This window comes from Cupriavidus oxalaticus (genome assembly GCF_004768545.1).
GTDB classification, from domain to species: Bacteria; Pseudomonadota; Gammaproteobacteria; order Burkholderiales; family Burkholderiaceae; genus Cupriavidus; species Cupriavidus oxalaticus_A.
Genome location: NZ_CP038636.1, coordinates 848,648 through 868,574, shown reverse-complemented (window position 1 = coordinate 868,574; position 19,927 = coordinate 848,648). Strand labels below are relative to the sequence as shown.

Annotated in this window: 18 protein-coding genes and 1 pseudogene; 6 read left to right on the top strand and 13 right to left on the bottom strand. The window is 66.8% G+C overall.

Going from position 1 to position 19,927, the window contains the following annotated elements:
* Positions 1–120: 120 nt before the first annotated feature.
* Positions 121–1,089: a LysR substrate-binding domain-containing protein gene (locus tag E0W60_RS32060; protein ID WP_135706868.1), complete on the top strand. Its 969-nt coding sequence runs from the start codon at positions 121–123 to the stop codon at positions 1,087–1,089.
* 87 nt (positions 1,090–1,176) lie between these two features.
* On the opposite strand, the gene E0W60_RS32055 is transcribed toward E0W60_RS32060, so the two are convergent.
* The 4 genes from E0W60_RS32055 to E0W60_RS32040 all read right to left on the bottom strand — a co-directional run bounded on the left by E0W60_RS32055 (position 1,177) and on the right by E0W60_RS32040 (position 5,708).
* Entirely contained in the window at positions 1,177–2,298 is a 1,122-nt protein-coding gene (locus tag E0W60_RS32055; protein ID WP_135706867.1) for an asparaginase, read from the bottom strand.
* A 115-nt stretch (positions 2,299–2,413) separates the two neighbouring features.
* The gene (locus E0W60_RS37825; RefSeq protein WP_135706866.1) at positions 2,414–2,686 is read right to left on the bottom strand and encodes a DUF883 family protein; all 273 of its coding nucleotides are present in this window, start codon (positions 2,684–2,686) and stop codon (positions 2,414–2,416) included.
* Positions 2,687–2,969: 283 nt separating this feature from the next.
* A complete protein-coding gene (locus tag E0W60_RS32045; protein ID WP_135706865.1) occupies positions 2,970–4,421 on the bottom strand; it encodes an NAD-dependent succinate-semialdehyde dehydrogenase in 1,452 nt (483 codons plus the stop codon).
* A 12-nt stretch (positions 4,422–4,433) separates the two neighbouring features.
* A complete protein-coding gene (locus tag E0W60_RS32040) occupies positions 4,434–5,708 on the bottom strand; it encodes a 4-aminobutyrate--2-oxoglutarate transaminase (RefSeq protein WP_135707134.1) in 1,275 nt (424 codons plus the stop codon).
* A gap of 145 nt (positions 5,709–5,853) precedes the next feature.
* Here E0W60_RS32040 and E0W60_RS32035 point away from each other — a divergent pair, with 145 nt between their 5' ends.
* Complete coding sequence (locus E0W60_RS32035) at positions 5,854–7,374, top strand: PLP-dependent aminotransferase family protein (RefSeq protein WP_135706864.1); 1,521 nt, start codon at positions 5,854–5,856, stop codon at positions 7,372–7,374.
* 77 nt (positions 7,375–7,451) lie between these two features.
* Here the strand turns inward: E0W60_RS32035 and E0W60_RS38445 are convergent, their stop codons facing one another.
* Together E0W60_RS38445 and E0W60_RS32025 are read right to left on the bottom strand one after the other, a co-directional pair.
* Positions 7,452–7,643, bottom strand: coding sequence for a hypothetical protein (locus E0W60_RS38445; protein WP_431189921.1), 192 nt, complete (start codon positions 7,641–7,643; stop codon positions 7,452–7,454).
* Positions 7,644–7,786: 143 nt separating this feature from the next.
* Positions 7,787–8,326: pseudogene (locus E0W60_RS32025) on the bottom strand (tyrosine-type recombinase/integrase); the annotation flags it as partial.
* 631 nt (positions 8,327–8,957) lie between these two features.
* Here E0W60_RS32025 and E0W60_RS32020 point away from each other — a divergent pair.
* Positions 8,958–9,836: a phosphoribulokinase gene (locus E0W60_RS32020; RefSeq protein WP_135706863.1), complete on the top strand. Its 879-nt coding sequence runs from the start codon at positions 8,958–8,960 to the stop codon at positions 9,834–9,836.
* Between the two features lie 6 nt (positions 9,837–9,842).
* Here E0W60_RS32020 and E0W60_RS32015 read toward each other — a convergent pair whose 3' ends face one another.
* From E0W60_RS32015 to E0W60_RS31990, 6 genes are all read right to left on the bottom strand, one after another.
* On the bottom strand, positions 9,843–10,532 hold the full coding sequence (locus E0W60_RS32015) for an HAD family hydrolase (RefSeq protein WP_135706862.1): 690 nt from the start codon (positions 10,530–10,532) through the stop codon (positions 9,843–9,845).
* A 189-nt stretch (positions 10,533–10,721) separates the two neighbouring features.
* Entirely contained in the window at positions 10,722–11,552 is an 831-nt protein-coding gene (locus E0W60_RS32010) for a formylmethanofuran dehydrogenase subunit C (protein WP_346769563.1), read from the bottom strand.
* A complete protein-coding gene (gene fhcD, locus E0W60_RS32005) occupies positions 11,549–12,463 on the bottom strand; it encodes a formylmethanofuran--tetrahydromethanopterin N-formyltransferase (protein ID WP_135706861.1) in 915 nt (304 codons plus the stop codon). The genes E0W60_RS32010 and fhcD overlap by 4 nt, the downstream gene beginning before the upstream one ends.
* 79 nt (positions 12,464–12,542) lie before the next feature.
* The gene (locus tag E0W60_RS32000) at positions 12,543–14,225 is read right to left on the bottom strand and encodes a formylmethanofuran dehydrogenase subunit A (RefSeq protein WP_135706860.1); all 1,683 of its coding nucleotides are present in this window, start codon (positions 14,223–14,225) and stop codon (positions 12,543–12,545) included.
* Positions 14,222–15,562 (bottom strand): formylmethanofuran dehydrogenase, encoded by a 1,341-nt coding sequence (locus tag E0W60_RS31995; RefSeq protein ID WP_205751675.1) that lies wholly within the window; start codon positions 15,560–15,562, stop codon positions 14,222–14,224. Before E0W60_RS31995 ends, E0W60_RS32000 begins: the two co-directional genes overlap by 4 nt.
* 323 nt (positions 15,563–15,885) lie before the next feature.
* On the bottom strand, positions 15,886–16,668 hold the full coding sequence (locus E0W60_RS31990; protein WP_135706859.1) for a HisA/HisF-related TIM barrel protein: 783 nt from the start codon (positions 16,666–16,668) through the stop codon (positions 15,886–15,888).
* Between the two features lie 9 nt (positions 16,669–16,677).
* On the opposite strand from E0W60_RS31990, the gene E0W60_RS31985 reads away from it, so the two are divergent.
* Genes E0W60_RS31985 through E0W60_RS31975 form a run of 3 tightly spaced genes read left to right on the top strand, consistent with a single transcriptional unit; the run spans position 16,678 to position 19,383 of the window.
* Positions 16,678–17,679: an ATP-grasp domain-containing protein gene (locus E0W60_RS31985; protein ID WP_135706858.1), complete on the top strand. Its 1,002-nt coding sequence runs from the start codon at positions 16,678–16,680 to the stop codon at positions 17,677–17,679.
* Positions 17,669–18,802 (top strand): hydantoinase/oxoprolinase family protein, encoded by a 1,134-nt coding sequence (locus E0W60_RS31980; RefSeq protein ID WP_135706857.1) that lies wholly within the window; start codon positions 17,669–17,671, stop codon positions 18,800–18,802. Before E0W60_RS31985 ends, E0W60_RS31980 begins: the two co-directional genes overlap by 11 nt.
* Positions 18,793–19,383 carry an aspartate kinase gene (locus tag E0W60_RS31975; RefSeq protein ID WP_135706856.1) on the top strand — a complete coding sequence of 197 codons (591 nt, stop codon included), beginning with the start codon at positions 18,793–18,795 and terminating at the stop codon, positions 19,381–19,383. Before E0W60_RS31980 ends, E0W60_RS31975 begins: the two co-directional genes overlap by 10 nt.
* Here the strand turns inward: E0W60_RS31975 and E0W60_RS31970 are convergent.
* The gene (locus tag E0W60_RS31970) at positions 19,371–19,910 is read right to left on the bottom strand and encodes a flavin reductase family protein (RefSeq protein ID WP_135706855.1); all 540 of its coding nucleotides are present in this window, start codon (positions 19,908–19,910) and stop codon (positions 19,371–19,373) included. The two genes, E0W60_RS31975 and E0W60_RS31970, sit on opposite strands and share 13 nt — an antisense overlap.
* Between the last annotated feature and the right edge of the window lie 17 nt (positions 19,911–19,927).

The following is a 19,927-nucleotide window of genomic DNA, read 5'->3' as shown; positions in this document are numbered from 1 at the left end:
GAATAGGGGGCCGCGAATTTAGCATCGGACTATCGGGGTTCCACCGATTTGCGCGAGTATGCCTTGCCGTATGATGAGCCATAGACCGCGCGTCCCAACCCGATGTCGAGTAGTTCCATCATGGAAATCAAGTGGCTTGAAGACTTCCTGTGCTTGGCTGAAACGCGCAGCTTCTCGCGTGCCGCAGGCGACCGCCATATCACTCAGTCGGCGCTCAGCCGTCGCATCATGGCGCTCGAAGAATGGCTGGGCATCAGCCTGGTAGACCGGAGCGTGCACCCGGCAACGCTGACGACGGCGGGCTGGCTGTTCCGGCGCCTGGCCGCGGACCTGTTGCGTGACGCGTACGCAGCACGCGCATTGCTCAGCAGCCGCCAGCCGCTGGGCGATAAAGACAAGGTCATTCGCTTTTCAGTCGCGCATACCCTGGTATTCACTTTCTTCCCTACCTGGCTCAAATCGCTGCACGATCGCTTTGGTGTGTTGAGCGCCTGCGTGCATGCCGTAAACGTGCCGGAGGGCGTCCAGCAACTGGTGGACGATGACTGTGACATCCTGCTGGGATACCACCATCAGCATCTGCCAATCCTGCTCGACCCGAATAGCTTTCCGTTCCTGATGCTGGGGGTGGAGCGGATCTTGCCGTTTTCCGCGCCGGACGAGCATGGCGAGCCGATCTTCCGCTTGCCTGGAACCAGTGGCAAGCCGTTGCCCTTCATGGCGTACTCATCGGGTGCGTTCCTTGGCAACGTGGTCGAGATGATCTTGCTCAATGCACCGCAGCCATACGCGCTGCAGCGTTGCTTCGAGACGCATATGTCCGAGGCGCTGAAAGCCATGGTCGTGGCGGGACATGGCGTTGGCTGGCTTCCCGAAAGCTGCGTCGCCGACGAATTGAATGCTGGCACGCTGGTGGTGGCGGGGCCCGCTGCCTGGGCGACGAGCCTGGACATTCGGCTATACCGCTCGGCAGCCTCGTCAAAGCCGCTGGTCGATGAACTCTGGACCTTTCTCAGCCACGCAGCCGGGCCGAAGTTGATGGCGGCCGGCAAGCCCGCGGAAATTGGGGGATGGGGCGTGCGGTCGTAGCCTGGCCTGTCGATTGCCGGGTCCCGCGCCTGTATCATGCGAATATGCTTGCCCGCTGCGCGGGCAAGCATGGCGACAGCGGCAATCTCAGTACTTCCAGAAGATTTTCTGCAGTTCCTTGTCGTCGCTGGTACTGGTCAGCGCCAGAGCCATTAGGATGCGGGCCTTTTGCGCGATCTGGTCATCAGTCACGAGCCAGCCGTACTTGTCATCAGGTTGCTCTGCGTTGCGGACCACCACGCCACCGCCGGTGCGCGACGCGCGCACGATCTGGACCCCCTTTGCGCGAGCGGCCTTGAGCGGCTCGACCATGTAGTCGCCCACGCTGCCGTTGCCGGTGGCGGCATAGACGATCGCCTTTGCGCCGTGCCTGACTGCCGCCTCTACACTTGCGGGGTTGACGTTGCCATAGGCATATACCACCGCGACCTCGGGCAGCTTGTCGATCTTGTCGATGTCCCATTCGGTCTGCACGGTATGTGGGCGCGCGGGCAGGCGGAAGAACAAGCTACGGCCCTCGACCACGTAACCCAGTGGTCCGAACGGGGAATGAAATGTCTCGACCTTGAATGTGTTGGCTTTGGTGACGTCGCGACCGGTGTGGATTTCGTCGTTCAGCACCACCAGCGTACCCTTGCCTCTCGCCTCGGGGCTCGAAGCTACCAGCACGGCATCGTACAAATTGAGCGCGCCATCGGCACCCAGCGCCGTGCCGGGACGCATCGAGCCAACCACCACCACCGGCTTTTCGCTCTTCATCGTGAGGTTGAGAAAGTAGGCAGTTTCCTCGATGGTGTCCGTGCCGTGGGTGATCACGACGCCGTCCACGTCTGGCTGCTTCAGCAGCGCGGAAACGCGCTTGCCAAGCTTGAGCAGGCGTTCGTTATTGAAGCTCTCCGAGCCGATCTGGAACACCTGTTCGCCCTTGACATTGGCCACTTTGGAGATTTCTGGCACCGAGGCGATGATCTTGTCCACCGGCACTACGGCCGACTGATAGGCCGCGGTATTGGTGGCAGCAGCACCGGCGCCGGCGATGGTTCCACCCGTGCCGACAATGACGATATTGGCCTTGCGCGCCTGGCCGGCAATGCTTGCATGGTCGGCCGCGACGGTGGCGGGGGCAAGCTGGGCATGGGCCGTGCCGCTTGTTAGGCTGGCAGCAAGCAGCAGGCTATTGAGCAGGGTGAAACGGGCAAATCGGTTCATGATTCTTCTCGCGGTTCAGGCAGCAGGTAATGCCCTGGCTGGAGTGCCGGAAGCCCGGCAGTATCCGGTTCTGGTTTGCTGTCGGGGTCAGTTGTATCGTGGATAGTGCCCGCGCTTATCTCCTGTCGATAAGCCAGCCGATGAGTACGCCGACGGCGGCGGCGACGCCGATGGCTGTCCAGGGGCGTTCATGAACATAGTCGTCTGCGACGCGGGCCGTGTGGCGGCTTTTTTCCACGACAACGTACTGCACGTCCGCGACCTTCTTCTTCGCCTTCTTCAGGCGTTCTTCAATCTTTCCCGGTGAAGCTGCCGGCTCGCCGGCGGCAGTGGTGGGGGGGACCATCAGGCTGTCAATTTCGCGCAGGGCGCCACCAGAATTCGACATGGATTTTCCTCGTTGAACTGTGTGAAGGCTTGACTCGTTCCGGTCAAGTCGGGGGTAGATGCCTGATTAGCTTAAGGAACATCCGAAGTCCCAAAAAGAGCCAATCCGGAATAGTTGATGGAACCGGCACGTGGCATCTGGAGGGATGGCGTGCGTCCGCGCCTGTCCGAAGATGAGGTCGCTTCCTGCGGCCGGCATCACGGTGGCGAGAAAGCGATCGGTTCCGCTTGCCGACAGACCGGCTGTGTTGCGGCCGTCGGCATCGGTATTTGCTGGCTGGGTGTCAGTCGAAGTCCATACAGAGGTACTTCATTTCCAGGTACTCATCAATGCCATAGCGCGAGCCTTCGCGCCCAAGCCCGGATTGCTTGACGCCGCCGAATGGTGCGACTTCGTTCGAGATCAGTCCGGTATTGATGCCGACCATGCCGTATTCCAGGGCCTCAGCCACGCGCCATATCCTGCCGATGTCCCGAGAGAAGAAGTAAGCGGCGAGCCCGGATTCGGTGTCATTGGCCATCGCGATAACTTCCTGGTCGTCCCGGAACCGGAACAGGGGGGCAAGCGGACCGAAGGTTTCCTCGCGCGCGACCCGCATGCCTGCGGTGGCATTGGCCAGCACAGTAGGTTCGAAGAAGGTGCCTCCAAGCGCGTGGCGCCGGCCACCGATCAACACGCGGGCGCCATGCCTGACCGCATCGGCGATATGGCCTTCCACCTTGGCGACGGCATCAGCATCGATCAGAGGGCCTTGCGTTACACCGCGGTCGATGCCATGGCCTACCGACAGCGCGCCAACGGCCCGGACCAGCCGGCTTGCCACCTCATCATAGATGGACTCATGGACATAGACGCGATTGGCGCAAACGCAGGTCTGGCCGCTGTTGCGGAACTTCGACGCCAGTATGCCATCGACGGCGCGGTCCAGGTCTGCATCATCAAACACGATCAAGGGTGCGTTGCCACCGAGTTCCAGCGACAGCTTCTTGACGGTGCCGGCGCATTGCGACATCAGCAGCTTGCCGATGGCGGTCGAGCCGGTGAAGCTCAGCTTGCGCACCACCGGGCTTGCGCAGAGTACGTTGCCGATCTGCACGGGGTCGCCGGTGACCACCTGCAGTACCCCGCGCGGCACGCCGGCTTCCTGGGCCAGCACGGCGAGCGCCAGGGCGGTCAGCGGCGTCTGCTCCGCTGGCTTCACGATCATCGTGCATCCCGCTGCAAGCGCAGGGCCGGCCTTGCGGGTGATCATGGCAGCCGGGAAGTTCCAGGGCGTGATCGCCGCGCAAACGCCTACTGGCTGGCGCAGCACAAGCAGCCTCTGGCTGGGACGCGGGCTTGACAGGACATCGCCATCGACGCGCTTGGCCTCTTCGCCGAACCATTCCAGGAAGGACGCCGCGTAGGCGACTTCGCCGCGCGCCTCCGCGAGCGGCTTGCCTTGCTCGGCGGTCATGATCTGCGCCAGGTCCTCCTGATGGGCCAGCATCAGGTCGGCCCAGCGTCGCAGCACCGCGGCGCGGGCCTTGCCGGTCAGGTCGCGCCAGGCCGGTAGCGCGCGAGCCGCGGCATCTACTGCCTGCTGCGTCTCTGCAGCGCCGCAGTCCGGGACGGTGCCAACCAGCTCGTGCGTGGCCGGGTTATGTACATGCAGCACGGCACCGCTCGCGGCTTGTGCCCATTCGCCGTCGATCAGGCAGGCATTGCACAGCAGTGCGGGTTGTTGGAGTCGCATGGTTTTCCCCCTTTATCCGGCCAGCCCGGCCAGCACTTGCGTCAGCACCGCGAGTGCGGCATCGAATTGTGCTTGCGGGATGGTGAGTGGATAGAGGAAGCGGATCGTGTTGCCATACGTGCCGCAACTCAGCAGGATCAGTCCGGCGGCGAGGGCGCGCTGCTGTACCAGTTTGGCAATCTCCGCGCTCGGCTCGCCGGTTTCGGGGTCATGGAACTCCACCGCGATCATCGAGCCTAGCCCACGGATATCAGCGATCGCCGGGCAGCCGTCGGCGGCTTGCTCCAGCGCTGACTTCAGTTGCTTGCCCAGCGCCGTGGCGCGCTCACATAGCCGTTCTTCCTCGATAACATCGATCACGGCATGCGCGGCAGCTACCGCCAACGGGTTGCCAGCGTAGGTGCCGCCCAGACCTCCGGGGAGCGCTGCATCCATGACCTCGGCACGGCCACAGACCGCGGAGAGTGGCATGCCGCCGGCGAGGCTCTTGGCCATGGTGATCAGATCTGGCTGCACCGTGTAGTGCGACATCGCGAACATCTTGCCCGTGCGGGCGAATCCCGTCTGCACTTCGTCGGCGAGCAGCAGGATGCCGTGCCGGTCGCACAGCACGCGAAGCTTTTGCATGAAGTCCATCGGTGCCGGGTGGAAGCCACCCTCGCCCTGGACGGGCTCAATGATGATGGCGGCGACGCGCTGCGGATCCACATCGGTCTTGAACAGGGACTCCAGCGCCTGCATCGACTTTTCGGAACTCACGCCGTGGAGTTCGCAGGGGAACGGCGCGTGATACACGTCCGCCGGGAACGGGCCGAAGCCGACCTTGTAAGGCGCAACCTTTCCGGTCAGCGCCATGCCGAGCAGGGTTCGGCCATGGAAGCCGCCGGAGAATGCTATGACGCCTGCGCGCCCGGTATGCGCCCTGGCGATCTTGATGGCGTTTTCCACCGCTTCAGCGCCGGTAGTGAACAGCGCGGTCTTCTTCAGGCCGCCGATCGGCACCAGTGCGTTGATGCGCTCAGCCAGGCTGACGTAGCTTTCATATGGCACGATCTGGTAGGCCGTGTGGGTAAAGCGCTGGAGCTGCGAGGCCACCGCATGTATCACACGCGGATGGCGATGGCCGGTGTTGAGTACGGCAATGCCGCAGGCAAAGTCGGTATATTCGCGGCCTTCCACGTCCCACAGCGTTGCATTCTCGGCAAGCTCTGCATAGAAGTCACACATCACAGCGACGCCGCGCGGCGTGGCGAGGGCGCGGCGCTGGTTTAGTTCGAGATTCTTCAAGTGCTCTCTCCTTCGTTCTTGTACGGCCGGAATGATGGGCTCCGGCCGGATCGACACGTCGCGGTGCTCGGTCGCGACGATGCTGCATTTCAACCTGCTTTGGCACTACAATCTAGTTCCGCATTGATAAAAGCGATGGTGCCAATTGAGATCGATCTGTGGCGACCTGCTCCTTCAGCGCCTGGGACCGGAGGGCCCGGCAGCGCTTGCGAGGCCGATCAACCGCAGCCTCTACGAATGCATCCGCGCTGCCATCCTCGATGGCAGCCTCGGTCCGCAGACCCGCCTGCCGCCCTCACGTGACCTTGCGGCCGAACTTGGGCTATCGCGCAATACGGTGATGTTTGCGTATGAGCAACTGCTGGCTGAAGGCTATGTACACGCTCGCACCGGCAGCGGCACTTTTGTTGCCGCCACCGCGCCAGAGGCATATCTCAATGCCAAGGCTGCCGAGGCAAAGAGTGCACAGGCCCCATCGATGCCAGGGCTGTCGCCGCGCGGCGCCGAATTGCTGGCCAACGCGTCGGCATCGCCATCGCAGTGGGGGGCTTTCATGCCTGGCGTGCCGGACGTGACGCGCTTCCCGCGCAGGCGCTACGCCCAGATTGCGGCGCGCCTATGGCGCAATCCGGTGCCCGCGTGGCTCAGTTATTGCCATGGCGGAGGCCTGCCTGCCTTGCGCGAAGCTGTAGCCGCGCATTTGAGGGTAGCGCGGTCGGTGCAATGCGATGCTTCGCAGGTGTTGATTACCGAGGGCATCCATCAGGGCATCGATTTGGTGGTCCGGTTGCTCGGGATGCCGGGTGAACAGGCGTGGGTGGAGGAGCCCAGCTACTGGGGGATTCGCGGCTTGCTGCAGATGAGCGGCATCCACATGGTGCCGGTGCCCGTCGACGAGGAAGGCCTGACGATTCCGGCGCAGCACCACAGTGGGCCATGCCCGGCACCCAGGTTTATCTTCGTAACGCCGTCGCACCAGTATCCGCTCGGTGCCGTGATGAGCCTGAACCGGCGGCGGGCGCTTCTCGAATATGCCCGCAGCCACGGTAGCTGGATCGTCGAAGACGACTATGACAGCGAATTCCGTTTTTCCGGGCATCCGATTCCGTCACTGCAGGGCATGCAGACGGAGGCTCCGGTCATCTACATTGGTACGTTCAGCAAGACGCTGTTCCCCGGCCTGCGCATGGGCTACATGGTATTGCCACGGACCCTGGCTGATGCCTTCCAGACCGCGCATTCAGAACTGTACCGCGCCGGCCACCTGGTGACGCAAGCCACCGTGGCTGAGTTCATGCACGCAGGTGACTTTGCTGCCCACATCCGCAGGATGCGGCTGCTGTATGGTCGTCGCCGCGCCATCCTCGCGGACCTGATTGAGCGCTATCTCGGGGCCAATGCACTGCACCGGTATGGCAGCAACGCGGGGTTGCACCTGGTCCTGTGCCTGCCGGACGATGCGGACGACGTCGCCATTGCGCAGGAGGCCGGCCGTCGCGGCATCTTGGTGAGGCCCTTGTCACGCTATTTCCTGGGCAATGTGGTGCAGCGTGGACTGCTGCTGGGCTATGCGGGTGTGCCAGAGGAGGAGATCGGGCCTGCGTTCGAAATCCTGCTTGGCTGCCTTGGTGATAAAGGTCCGTCGAGGGGGCGACGTTCAGCGTAAGCGCTGGGAGCGTTAGACCCCCTTGGGGTTTGGCTTCAGCCAGCCGTCCTAGCCGGCCGAGAAACTCGCGACGGTCTCTACGCTGCGTCAGATCGGCGGATACCGCGACCACGTCCTTGGAAAATTCGCCCAAGTCTTCGGCCAACGTGGCGCAGTCCGTTGCCAGTATTTCCGGCGTTGCGCGAAACGATGGCTACGCGCGCTCCCTCACGCAGAAAGCCGGCCGCGCAAGAGAGGCCGATGCTGCGGCTGCCGCCGGTGATGAGCACTCGTTGATTACGGAGTTCAACAAATGGCGAATCCCAATGTGTGGCAGGCCGGTTGCAACACCGGTGAGACGACAGGGGGCCATCATAGCGCGCCTGTTGCTGCCCACCAGAGTTTCACGATGATGAAATATGCCGTCGACCAGCTATTTCTTAGTGCCCCAGCCAATCCGGTGCCGCCCTTGCGTGGCTTCATGGCGCGCATCCTCCTCGCTGTGCAGGTAGCCGCTCGTCGTCGACAGCGATCTGTGCCCAAAGTTGTCGCGCACGAAGCGCAGGTCGACCTGCTGGTCGGTCATGAGCGACCCGGCGGTGTGGCGCAGCTAGTGCGCCGAGGCGCTGGCCAGTACCGCAGCTTGCGGTTCCCATTCTGGGCCGCGCGCCCGCAGGCGCCCCGCGGCCATGCCAAACACCTCTTTCCGGATCAGGTGCAGCGCACCGCGTGACAGCGGTTTCTCGCTGCCCGCTCTTCCAATCACCGGCGGCACCAGTGGACGCGTCTCCCCGAACTGCGGGGTCGGCGGCAACGCGTGCGCGCGGCGGTAGCGCGCTAGCTCGGCAATCAGCTCATCGGTGGCCGGCACCAGCCGGGTCTTGTTGCCTTTGCCGGTCAACCTCCAGCCACCAGCGCTCGGTTCCCTGGGCACCGCGCCGGCAGAAGAAGCGCCCATTGTGGTGGCTGTCACGTCGCACGCCAAAATAAAAACGCAATTAATCGCCAAGCTCGACCTACAACCGTGCAAATGCTGGCTGGCGTCAGGTCGATTCCCCTCGGGCGACTCCTCGCAAGCCCAAATCGAGCGAAGCAGCGGGCCGCTGTTGTATGCAGGGATGCTGCGCGTGCGGTGCGTGGCTTGACATTCCAGGTGGACTGGACGCATTGGGCTTCGTGCGGTCCACGTCAGGTAGCGTGCCTTACGGGATGCGCAATTCCAGTGACACTGTGTGCAGTAAAAGCAGGCCGCTGCCCATGCGGACCGACACCACTGCATGATCGTCAGTGCGACCGTCAGGCCGGCGTGGACAAGGGCGGCTTGAGCATAGCCGCGGCCATGGTACGGATGTGCGACCCGACTAGCGCAACAGTAAAGTGCCGTGGCGCAATTCTTGCAGATCGAAGCGCTCCGCAGCCATGGATGCGGGATCGCAGCATCGCGCTCAGCCCGCTAGGCCGGGATGCGCCGGACACTGCGCCAGACGAAGCAAGAACACAAGGCAAGAAAACGAGGAGACCTGCCATGTCCGAAGTCCAAAGTATCAGGACGTGCCCGATTGAAGGCGTTGCTGCCGTGACCGAGCGCGCCTGAGTCCATCGCCATGTCGGCACGTCATCCCATCATTGCCATCACGGGCTCCTCCGGCGCCGGCACCACGTCCGTCACCCGCACCTTCGAGAGTATCTTCCGCCGCGAAGGCGTGAAGTCCATACTGATCGAGGGCGACAGCTTTCACCGTTACAATCGCGCCGAGATGAAGGTCAAGCTGGCCGAGGCGGAGCGCAGCGGGAACAATAACTTCAGCCATTTCGGTCCCGACACCAATCTCTTCGGCGAGTTGGAGAACCTGTTCCGCACCTATGCGGAATGCGGCAACGGCTCCCGCCGCCGCTACCTGCACAGCGAGGAAGAGGCGACGGCATGCGGCCAGGAGGCGGGCACCTTTACCGCCTGGGAGCCGTTGCCAGACGGCACCGAGTTGCTCTTCTATGAAGGCTTGCACGGCGGCGTGGTGGCCGGCGAGGTCAACGTGGCGCGCTACCCGGACCTGTTGATCGGCGTGGTGCCCGTGATCAACCTGGAGTGGATCCAGAAGCTGTGGCGCGACAAGAAGCAGCGCGGGTACACCACCGAAGCGGTGACCGACACCATCCTGCGGCGCATGCCGGACTATGTGAACTACATCTGCCCGCAGTTCTCGCGCACCCACGTGAACTTCCAGCGCGTGCCCTGCGTGGACACCTCCAATCCCTTTATCGCCCGCGAGATCCCGGCGCCGGACGAAAGCATGGTGGTGATCCGCTTCGCCAATCCACGAGGCATCGACTTCCAGTACCTGCTGAGCATGGTGCACGGCTCTTTCATGTCACGCGCCAATACCATCGTGGTTCCTGGTGGCAAGATGGAACTGGCGATGCAGCTTATCTTCACGCCCTTCGTGCTGCGCATGATTGAGCGCAGCAAGCGCGCCGCGCTGTAAGGACGCTCAGGCCAGCACGAGCGGCGCGGCCGCTTCTGCGATCGGCCAGCCCCGCTCCTGCGCGATGGCGCGCAGGCGGGGATCAGGTGCCACCACGATGGGGTGGCTGACGTGCTGCAACAGGGGCAGGTCGTTGAGCGAGTCCGAATAGAAGACGGTGCGCTCGAAATCCTCCCAGCGGCGTCCCAGCGTCGCGAGCCAGTCCGTCACCCGCTCCACCTTGCCGGCGCCGAAGCTAGGCACGCCGACCATCTCGCCGCTGAATTGGGCCAGCGGCCCCGCGCCGATGGTGGCGGCCTGCGAAGCCACCAGGTGCTCCACGCCAAAGGCATCGGTGAAGCCGCGCGCGACGAAGTCGTTGGTCGCCGTCACGATGCAGCACAGGTCGCCGGCGTCGCGATGCTGCGCCACCAGTTGCCGCGCCGGCGCCGGGATGCGGTCGGCGATCGCGGCGATGAACTCGCTGCGCCAGGCCTGCAGTTCCTTGCGCTCGAAGCGCGCGAGGAACGACATGCAGAAGCGCTGGAAGGCGTGGATGTCGAGCTTGCCTTCCATGTAGTCCTGCGCGAAGCGCTGGTTCTGGGGTGCGAATTCCGCCTCGTCGAGTACGCCGCGCTGCATCAGGAAGCGCAGCCAGGTGGAGCCGCTGTCGAAGGGCACCAGGGTGTGGTCGAGGTCGAATAGTGCGAGCTGCATGGGAAATGCCGGGAAATGGCTGAGATTGAGTGGAAAGGGATCAGAGGGTGCCGGGAGCAGGCGGCCAGAACAAGCGACGACATCAAGCGACGACATCAAGCGACATGATAAGGCCTGGCTCCCGCCCCGGTCCCTTGCGCGGACGTGGCGGCGCCATGCTGTCCCGATGTCGTTGGATCCGGCAGCGAGCTACTCGAACACCAGCAATTCCCCCCGGCCATCCACCGCTACATCTCCAACGAAACGGCGCGGCCGCAATGCCGGCAGCGGTGCGAACGGCCCGCCGGCGCGGGCCAGGCTGCGTGCAAGCAGGGCCCAGAATACATCGAGATTGCTGTCGGTACGCACGAAGGTGGCGCGCTCGCGCGGGCCGGTGCCGAGCAGCACGACGGTGCCGCGCCGCAGGCCATAGGCCAGGTGGTCGCCGACCGCGCCGGCGATCGCCATGGTACCCGCCACCATGCGCGAAGCGGCGAAATCGCCGGCGCTGCCTGCCACCAGCACCGTGCCGCGCCGCATGCGGTCGCCCAGGCGGTCGCCCGCATCGCCGCGAATATCGAGCGTGCCGCCGCGCATGCCGTCCATGTCGCCGGGCAGCGCCGCGGCCGCGAAGTCTCCGGCATTGCCGCCGATGGCCACCTCGCCTCCCGCCATCGCCGCCGCGGCGAAGTCGCCGGCGTGGCCGCTCACGCGCAGGCTGCCGGCCTGCATGCCGCAGGCAAGGAAATCGCCGGCGTTGCCGTCGACGCGCAGGCTGCCGCCCGCCATCTGCCAGCCGATGCGGTCGAAGCGGCTCAGGTCGCCTTCAAAGGCAAGACTGGGCGTGTTCCCGGATGCGACGTGGGCATGGACGGTGAACAGGTCGCCCACCGTGATGGCTTCGCTGCCATGCCATAGCGGCAGGCGCGCCACGGCATCCGGCGCCAGCCCGGCCAGGCTGGCGGGCGCCAGGTGGCGCAGGTCAACGCGCAGCGCCGGCGCGCTGGCGAGGCGCAAGGTGACGCCGCTCATGCCGCTCATGCCCGTTCTCCCTGGCCCGCAAGCCGATGCAGGTGAAAATGATAGGGTCCCAGCTTGCCGCCGTAGTTGCCGGCCGACACACGCACGAGCCCTTTTGCCGCGCCGTCCGAGACCAGCGCGTCGATACCGGCCCGCATGGCTGCGGCCACGTCGGCCTCGGCCAGGCCATCTATCACGATTTCCAGCACGCAGCGCACCGGCGGGGCGAGCTCGCTGCCCGCCACCAGCCCGGCCAGGCTTGGGCAGAAGGCATCGTTGGTCGAGGCATGCATGCCGGCGTACCTGGCGCCGACCTTGGAGCCCGAGCGCACCACGCCTCCCGGAAAGGGCAGGATGATATTGGGCAGCCGGCGCATTGCCGTCACCGCGGCCTCGGCCGCGGCCAGCGCGCCGTCGGTATCACGCGCCAGCATCAGCAGGTTGCCGCCGCCCACCGCCTTGATCACCGGGGTGGTTTCCTGGCAGACGAATTCGCCGTCCATGACCGGTACCCGCCAATAGCGCACGCCGTCGATCATCTTGGCGATCTGCCAGCCGTCGCCGAAGAAGCGCAGGTTCTTGCCCAGCGCGATCGGCTCGCCTTCGCGCAGCCCCGCGTACACCGCAGTGGTGGGGCAGGTCAGCACGCACTGGCCGACACGGCGCTCCACTTGCTTGGCCAGCTCCTTGCCCGACACCGCGAACAGCAGCACCGCCACGCCGGGCCGGCCGTCGGGCGTGTCGGCCGGCGCCAGCTCGCGCTCGATGCCGGCCTCGCAGCCGCAGGCGATCACCGACGTGGCAAAGCCGGTCATCGCCTGGGCGGCATGGCGCGCCCAGGCAAGGTTGTGTGCCGTGACCAGCAGGCGGGTCGCCTTCATCGGAAAGGCTTCCGCGAAGGTGTCGTCGATGGCGATTCCGTTGATCTGCATGCAAAGGTTTCCTGGAAGGTGGCCAGCGCTTCGTCTTACACGCCGGCGCCGGCGCCGCGCCGCATCGTCCCGGCCTGGTTCATGCGCCATCCTGCCGCTGCAGCGGATCGCACGCGGCCGGCAGCAGCCTGCCGCCCCGGCAGCAGCTGCACAGCTCGTCATGGCCAATGGCGGCGTTGCCGAAGTCGAGCGCGAGATGCTGGTCGCTGTATTTGCGCAGCGTCTTCTCGATGCCAGTGTCATACTCAGGCTCGACGAAATGCGTGCCGCCCGCTGGTGTCGCCACGATCTGCCCGGCGCGCGCCACCAGCGTGCCGTCCTTGAACACATACTCCGGCGCGCTGAACATGGTTTCGCGGTTGGCGTCTTCGCGATAGATCGCGATGTCGGCGGCCGCGCCCGCGCCCAGGTGGCCGCGGTCGCGCAGGCCCAGCAGACGCGCCGGCCCGGCCCGGGTCAGCACGGCGATCTCGTAGAGGCTCAGCTCGCGCCTGATGTCCGGCAACGCGCAGTTTGCCGCCACCTCGGGGTGCAGCCGCGCGAGCTGTTCATCGCGGAAGGACTTGTCCATCAGCAGGCGGATCAGGTGCGGATAGCTGGTGAAGGGGCCGCCATTGGGGTGGTCGGTGGTCAGCGTGACCTGCCAGGGGTTCCTGACCGTCAGGAAAACCTCCAGTCCGATGGCCCACTGCAGCGCATTGACATAGCTCTGCTCGCGGTAGCGGAACGGGACTACGCCGCAGCCCGCGTCGCACTCGATATCGGCGCCTATCCATTTGCGCGGCTGCGCGAAGTCGGCATTCTTTACCTGCATCATGGTGTCGCCCGATGCGGTGACGGTCTGGCCGAAGATGATCTGGCCGACGTCGATCGAGATATTCGGATTGGCGTTGACAGCCTCGGTGATGCGCAGCGCCGCGGACGAGAACTTGCGCGGCCCGTCGGCGCCGTAGCTGTGGAACTGGATATGGGTCAGGTGGCCAGGCAGGCCTTCCAGCGCATCGATGGTGGCCAGCGTCGATTCGATATTGCCGGGCACGCCGAGGTTGCTGGCGTGGATATGCAGCGGGTGTGGCACGCGCAGTTCGGTCAGGGCCCTGCCGAGCGTGCGCAGCACATCGCGCGGGCTGATGCGGTAGTGCTCGTGGTGGCCGTCGACATCGAGCTTGCGCTGGTTGAACTTGAAGGCGGAGATGCCGCCCGGGTTGACCACCTTCACGCCGAGCGCCTTGCTGGCGTTGATGGTCCAGCCCACGTAGTCGCGGATGCGTTCAAAGTCCGTGCCTTCCGCCAGCATGCGCAGGAACAGCTCGTCGTTGCCCAGCATGACGTAGGCGCCGTGGTCGATGATGGGCGTGTCTCCCATCTCGAAATGCGTCTGGCGTGCGTTCGAGGCCATCATCGCCGGTTCGAAGGCGGCGGTATAGCCCATCTGCGCATAGCGGTAGCCGGTGGCCAGCGTGCCTGGCGTACAGCCGCCGCAGGAGGCCAGCTCGAGGGGCCCCGCAGGACCCGGGCGGTCGCGATGGTCTTCGGGCAGCAGCATGCGCGCGAGGTTGACCTTGCCGCCGCCGATATGCGAGTGCATGTCGATGCCGCCGGCCATGACCACCATGCCGCCCACGTCGATCTCGCGCTCTGCCGGGCTGCCCGGTGGCTCGTCGACAATCCGGCCGTCGCGGATGTAGAGGTCGGCGCGCTTGCCGTCGATGCCATGCTGCGGGTCGAACACCCGTCCGCCATGGAGGCGCAGTGTGCTCATGATGCGGACTCCGTGCTTGAGGGGGCTGGAGGGACCGGGGGGACGGGGAGCGCCGCGGCCGCGTCGGCCGGCCGTATCCGCGTTATCCGCACCAGCAGTTGCGTCGCTACCTCGGCCACGGTGGGCAGGCCGTCTTCGCGCAGCGGACGCAGCGGCAGCACGATGCCGCCATCGGTGCGAAACAGGTGGCCAGCCGCGCCAATCCCTGGCGTCGCCACCGGGATGAAGACGCCGTGCCGGTCTGCCATCGACGCCGCCAGCGCGGGGTGCCCGAGCACCACGGTGGGCAGCGCGCTGGCGGGCGGCGGCAGGTCCGGCGTGAAGCTGGCGACCCAGAGCAAGGCATCGACACTGCGCTCGCGCAGCAGGCGGGCGCCCGCTTGGCCATGCGGATCGTGATCGAGCCCCTGGCGATGCACCTGCGTGCGCAGCGGCAGTCCGGACAGCCAGGTGAGCGCCTGGTTGACGGTATTGCCGCCGTCATCGCCGCCGAGCGAAAGCCCACCCGCGCGCGTGCTGCGGTTCAGTGTCTTGATCAGGTGGTGGATGCTTTCGATCAGCAGCGCGGCGTGCTTGCCGCCGGGGAGCCCGACCAGCGTCGAGGGCGTCCAGACCAGCACCGCATAGCGCGCCGCGCGCAGCTTGTCGGCAAGCGCGCGCAGCGGCGCCGGCGCGATGCCGTGATCCGGCAGCGCACGTGGCCGGCACAGCGCGTTGAGCAGCGCCACCGCCTGATAAAGATCCAGGTTCCCGGGCAGGTCGATCGCGCCGCAGCGCGCATCCGGCAGCGCCGCCGCAGCCGCATCGACCGGCGTGCCCACGAACACGATCTCGCGCGCGCAGGCCTGCTCCGCCTCGGCCAGGCCGCAGCGCCGGAAGAACTCGGGGTGCTTGTGCGAAGGCTGGGTGCCGATGCACACGATCAGGTCGGCGCGTGCGCGCACCTCGGCCAGCGTGGTGGTAAAGGCGCCGCGATCCTGCAGCGCGCGCAGGCTGGCCGTCATGGCGTCGCCATGCGCGTGGTCGAGCACGGCGGCGCACTGGTTGGCCAGCGCGTAGAGTGCGCGTGCGCCCGCCACGTCGGTTGCCAGTCCGCCGAACAGCGGGCGCCGGCTGGCGGCGAGCAGGCGCGCGGCGGTGTCGAGCGCCTGCGGCAGCGCCACCGCGCGGCCGTCGGCGCAAGGCCCGGTAGCGGCAGCCTGCGGGTCGAACGCCGCCAGCGCCCGTGTGGCGCGCGGGCAGGCGTCGCCGGCCAGCGCCGGTGCCTTGCCCGCGGCTTGCGTGACGCTGAGGCCGTCGCACAGCAGTGCGCAAAACGGACAGGTCCAGTCGGTCATGGCCGCGGGAGGGCCTGCGGTGCGACTGGCTGCTTGGAGGGAGGGGTCGGGTGCGAGTGCCATGTCCCTGTTCTGCAAAGCGTGTGCCAGCCGCGGCCCTATGCCGTGGCCGGAGCGCCGGGCGCCCGCCACGGTGGTCTCTGCGTCGTCCCGGGGTCCCGGCGGCATCTTCATCCGGCACCGGCCGCGGCACAGCCAGTGCTCCGGAGGCGGGGCAAGTTGTCACCCTGTGAGCAGGCGCGCGGCGCACGCAGCGTGTGCTGGAGCGGCGCACGGTGCTGGCATGGAACGTGTTTATGCCTGCCCATGCCGGGCGGTACCGCTCAGGTGGACTGGCCTCCCGGGGCGGCCGGCTCGGCGGGTTCTGCGGGTTCTGCAGGTTCTGCAGGTTCAATAAGGAGATCGTGGATGGCGGATGCGACCAGCCAGGCGCTGGCCCCGGCCCGCGCGGCGGCGGCGAGATCGGCTGCATGGCGGATGCCGCCCGCGCCGATCAGCTTGCGCGCCGCGCCCGCCTGCGTGCGGATGGCGGCAAGCGTTTCCAGGTCAGGGCCTTCGAAGGCTCCGACCCGGTCCAGCGCCATCACGATGAGTTGCGCCGGCCATGCCGCACTGGCTTGCCACCAGGCGGCGCTGCCCAGCGGCATGCCGTGGCGCCGGTCAAGCGAAAGCGGGGCGCCGGGCCATGCGTCGAACGGCGGCACGGCGGCGCCCACGTGGGCAGGTGCGGGCGGATCCGACAAGGATTCGCTGCCGAACACGGGTATCACCCGCGCGCCGCCATGTTGCTGCGTTGCGAGCGCGGAAATGGCGCAGGCTGCCGCCGCCGCGTCGGCAAAGCCCGCGTCCAGCCAGAGCGTTACGCCAGGCAAAGCCCGGCATAAGGACTGCAGCGCTTCCTGCTGGAGACCCTTGCCGGTGATCGCGTCGAGGTCCGCGACGTAGAGCGTGCGGCTCGCGCAGTACGCGAGCATGGCCCGCGCCACCGTCACGGGATCGCTGCCGGCACACAAGCGCGAGGCGATGGGGCGGTACTGGTCGCGCTGGCCGCGCACCGCATGGACGGCGCAGCCGCCGAGAAGGTCGATGACGGGGATGATGTGCATGGAGACGGAATGATGACGCGAGTGTTCGTCTACGAATATATCAGCGGCGGCGAGACCGAGGCCGACGCCATGCCACAACTGCTGGGCCAGGGCCGTGCCATGCGCGATGCCATGATTGCCGACCTGGCACGCATCGGCGATGTGAGCGTGACCTGCGCGGTGCTGCCCGGCGAGCCGTTGCCTGCCTGCCGTGGCACGAGCAAGGTGGTCTGCTGTATGCGCGCGCCCGATGAGGATGCGCCGGCCTTCGTGCGTCGGCAGGCTGCCTGCCACGACGTGAGCTGGATCGTGGCGCCGGAGTCCGATGGCGTGCTGCTGGGCCTGCACTACATGGTGGGCGAGGCCCGCTGGCTCGGTTGTGACGCCGGCGCCATTGCGCTGGCCACCAGCAAGCGCGCCACCGCCCAGCACTTCGGCGCACTAGGCATTGCCGCGACCCGGCCCTGGGACGATGGCCAGGCGCGCCAGCCCGAGGCCGGGCGCTGGGTGGTCAAACCCGATGACGGCGCCGGCTCGGTGGCAACCCATGCCTACGACGGCTTCGACGCCGCCCACGAAGCCTGGCTGCGGCGCCTCGCCGGCGGCGAACCGGTGGTGCTCGAGCCGTGGGTGGAAGGCGAGCCGATCAGCCTGTCCCTGCTGTGCGGGCCGGGCGAGGTGGAACTCCTGAGCGTGAACCGCCAGCGCATTCGCATCGATGCTCGCGGCCAGGTGCACGACGATGGCGTGCTGCCCAATGCCATCGAACGCAATGGGCGCGCGGGGCAACTGCTTGCCGAACTTGCCGCGCGCCTGCGTGGCGGCATGCCGGGGCTGCGCGGCTTTGTCGGCATCGACCTGGTCTGGCATCCCGAACGCGGGCCGGTGGTGATCGAGGTGAACCCGCGCGTGACCTGCGCCTATGCCGGCCTGTCCGCCGCGCTCGGCCGCAACCTGGCCTGCGAACTGCTGGCCGGGCATCAGGTCCGGGCCGAGCGCCTGGAGACCGACGGAGCCTCGCATGGCCGCTGATCGTGTCATCCTTGGCTGGGACCTGGGCGGCGCGAATATCAAGGCGACGCGGCTGGAGGATGGCGCCGTGCGGGACGTCGTCCAATGGCCCTGTCCCCTGTGGCAGGGGCTGCATCGGCTCGACGAGGTCCTGGCGCTGGCGTGCCGGCGCTGGCCCGACGCCATGCGGGCGGGCCATGCCGTCACCATGACCGGTGAGATGGCCGACCTGTTCCCACACCGGCAGGCCGGCGTGGAGGCGCTCGCGCAAGCCATGTCGCGCCGCTTCGGCGCGCGCGTGGCGTTCTTTGCCGGCGCCGCGGGCTGGCGCGAGCAGGCACGGGTGTCGCGTGACTGGGCGCATATCGCGTCGGCCAACTGGATGGCAAGCGCCAGCCTGGCGGCGGCATGCACGGACCAAGGCATGCTGGTGGACATCGGCACCACGACCAGCGACCTGATTCCCATCGTGGATGGCAAGGTCAGGGCGCAAGGCCGGGACGATGCCGGCCGGCTCGCTTCCGGCGAACTGGTCTACCTGGGCGCGGCGCGCACGCCGCTGTGTGCGCTGGCCCGACGCATTGCCTTCGAAGGCACCGAGTACAACGTCATGAACGAGCTGTTCGCCACCACCGCTGACGTCTATCGGCTGACCGGCGAACTGCCGGCCGAGCATGATCCCCACCCGAGTGCGGACGGCGGCCCCAAGACCGATGCGGCGACGCGCCAGCGCCTGGCCAGGATGATCGGCCGCGATGCGCGCGACGCCGCGCCGGCGGCGTGGCTGGCGTTTGCCCACGCATGGCGGCGGGCCCAGCTCGACGAGCTGGCCGTCAACCTGCGGCGGGTAGCGGATGGCGTGGGCCTGCCCGCGGATGCGCCGCTGATCGGCGCCGGCTGCGGGCGCTTCCTGGCGCGCGAGCTGGCGGTGCGGCTGGCCCGGCCCTATCGCGCCTTCGAGGCGCTGGCCGGCATCGCGCCCGAGCACGCGGAATGGGCTCAGGTCTGTGCGCCCAGTGTCGCGGTGGCGGTGCTGCGATGGCAGGACCGCGAGGCGGGCCGTGGGGTCAGGACACGGGAGATGACTTTGCGGTGCCGGCAGGCCGGTGCCGAACCAGCAGGAACGGAGGCTTCATGGTCGTAGTCAAGATCGGCGGCAGCCTTGGCCGCGACCCGCTGCTGCCCGACTGGCTGCAACAGCTTTCCGAACTGGGCCGCGGGCGCGTGGTGATCGTGCCCGGCGGCGGCGGCTTTGCCGACCAGGTGCGGGACTACCAGGCGCGGTGGGGTTTCGGCGACCTGCCCGCGCACAATATGGCCGTGCTGGCCATGGTCCAGTACGCGCTGATGCTGCATGCGCTGTGCCCGCGCCTGACCCTGGCCACCGGCGACGACGAGATCCGCACGGTCCTGCGCCAGGGCGGCGCCGCGCTGTGGACGCCCTACGCGCTGCTGCGTGCGCAGCCGGACGCCATGACCAACTGGGATGCGACATCGGACAGCATCGCGGCCTGCCTGAGCGAGCGGCTTGGCGCGCAGCGGCTGGTCCTGGTGAAGTCGTGCGAGGTCGCGCCGGGACTGAGCCTGGACCAGTATGTGCGGGCCGGCGTGCTGGATCGCGGCTTCACGGCCTGCGCACGCGCTGCCGCCTGCGCGGTGGAGATCCTGCACAAGCAGGAGCTGGACCGCCTGTGCGCGTGGTTGCGAGAAAATCAGGCCGCCTGAGCAGCTTGCGCGGCCTGCACGGCCTGTGCCGCCCGCACCACCTGGTATTCCCCATGCCCGAAAGCCAGCGGTGCCCGCCCGGAGCGGCCGATGCGCTCCACACGGCCGATATAGACCACATGGTCGCCACCGGGATACGCCGCCACCTGCACGCATTCCAGATGGGCGGCCACGCCTTCGAGGATCGGCACTTCGCCCAGCCCGCAGTGATGGGCGATGCCATGGAACTTGTCTTCGCGCGAGCGCGCGAAGTGTTGGGACAAGCCGATCTGGTCGTGCGCCAGGATGTTGACGGCAAAGCGAGGGCTGTCGCGAAAGGCGGGGTAGCTGCGCGAGGCGATGGCCTGGCTCCACAGGATCAGCGGTGGCTCCAGCGAGACCGAGCTGAAGGCGTTGACGGTGACGCCGTGGGCGACGCCGTCGGCATCGCGCGTGGTGACCACGGTCACCCCGGTGACGAACGTGCCGAGCACATCGCGCAGTTGCCGTTGGTCGAAGGGCACGAAAGACATGGAAGTCGCGGTCATGGTTGTCGTTCTCCGGT

Excerpts from the sequence above, each read along its gene's own strand:
- E0W60_RS32060 (WP_135706868.1), top strand. The coding sequence starts at position 121 with ATGGAAATCAAGTGGCTTGAAGACTTCCTGTGCTTGGCTGAAACGCGC.
- E0W60_RS32055 (WP_135706867.1), bottom strand. The coding sequence starts at position 2,298 with ATGAACCGATTTGCCCGTTTCACCCTGCTCAATAGCCTGCTGCTTGCT.
- E0W60_RS37825 (WP_135706866.1), bottom strand. The coding sequence starts at position 2,686 with ATGTCGAATTCTGGTGGCGCCCTGCGCGAAATTGACAGCCTGATGGTC.
- E0W60_RS32045 (WP_135706865.1), bottom strand. The coding sequence starts at position 4,421 with ATGCGACTCCAACAACCCGCACTGCTGTGCAATGCCTGCCTGATCGAC.
- E0W60_RS32020 (WP_135706863.1), top strand. The coding sequence starts at position 8,958 with ATGTCGGCACGTCATCCCATCATTGCCATCACGGGCTCCTCCGGCGCC.
- E0W60_RS32015 (WP_135706862.1), bottom strand. The coding sequence starts at position 10,532 with ATGCAGCTCGCACTATTCGACCTCGACCACACCCTGGTGCCCTTCGAC.
- E0W60_RS32010 (WP_346769563.1), bottom strand. The coding sequence starts at position 11,552 with ATGAGCGGCATGAGCGGCGTCACCTTGCGCCTCGCCAGCGCGCCGGCG.
- fhcD (WP_135706861.1), bottom strand. The coding sequence starts at position 12,463 with ATGCAGATCAACGGAATCGCCATCGACGACACCTTCGCGGAAGCCTTT.
- E0W60_RS32000 (WP_135706860.1), bottom strand. The coding sequence starts at position 14,225 with ATGAGCACACTGCGCCTCCATGGCGGACGGGTGTTCGACCCGCAGCAT.
- E0W60_RS31995 (WP_205751675.1), bottom strand. The coding sequence starts at position 15,562 with ATGACCGACTGGACCTGTCCGTTTTGCGCACTGCTGTGCGACGGCCTC.
- E0W60_RS31990 (WP_135706859.1), bottom strand. The coding sequence starts at position 16,668 with ATGCACATCATCCCCGTCATCGACCTTCTCGGCGGCTGCGCCGTCCAT.
- E0W60_RS31985 (WP_135706858.1), top strand. The coding sequence starts at position 16,678 with ATGATGACGCGAGTGTTCGTCTACGAATATATCAGCGGCGGCGAGACC.
- E0W60_RS31980 (WP_135706857.1), top strand. The coding sequence starts at position 17,669 with ATGGCCGCTGATCGTGTCATCCTTGGCTGGGACCTGGGCGGCGCGAAT.
- E0W60_RS31975 (WP_135706856.1), top strand. The coding sequence starts at position 18,793 with ATGGTCGTAGTCAAGATCGGCGGCAGCCTTGGCCGCGACCCGCTGCTG.
- E0W60_RS31970 (WP_135706855.1), bottom strand. The coding sequence starts at position 19,910 with ATGACCGCGACTTCCATGTCTTTCGTGCCCTTCGACCAACGGCAACTG.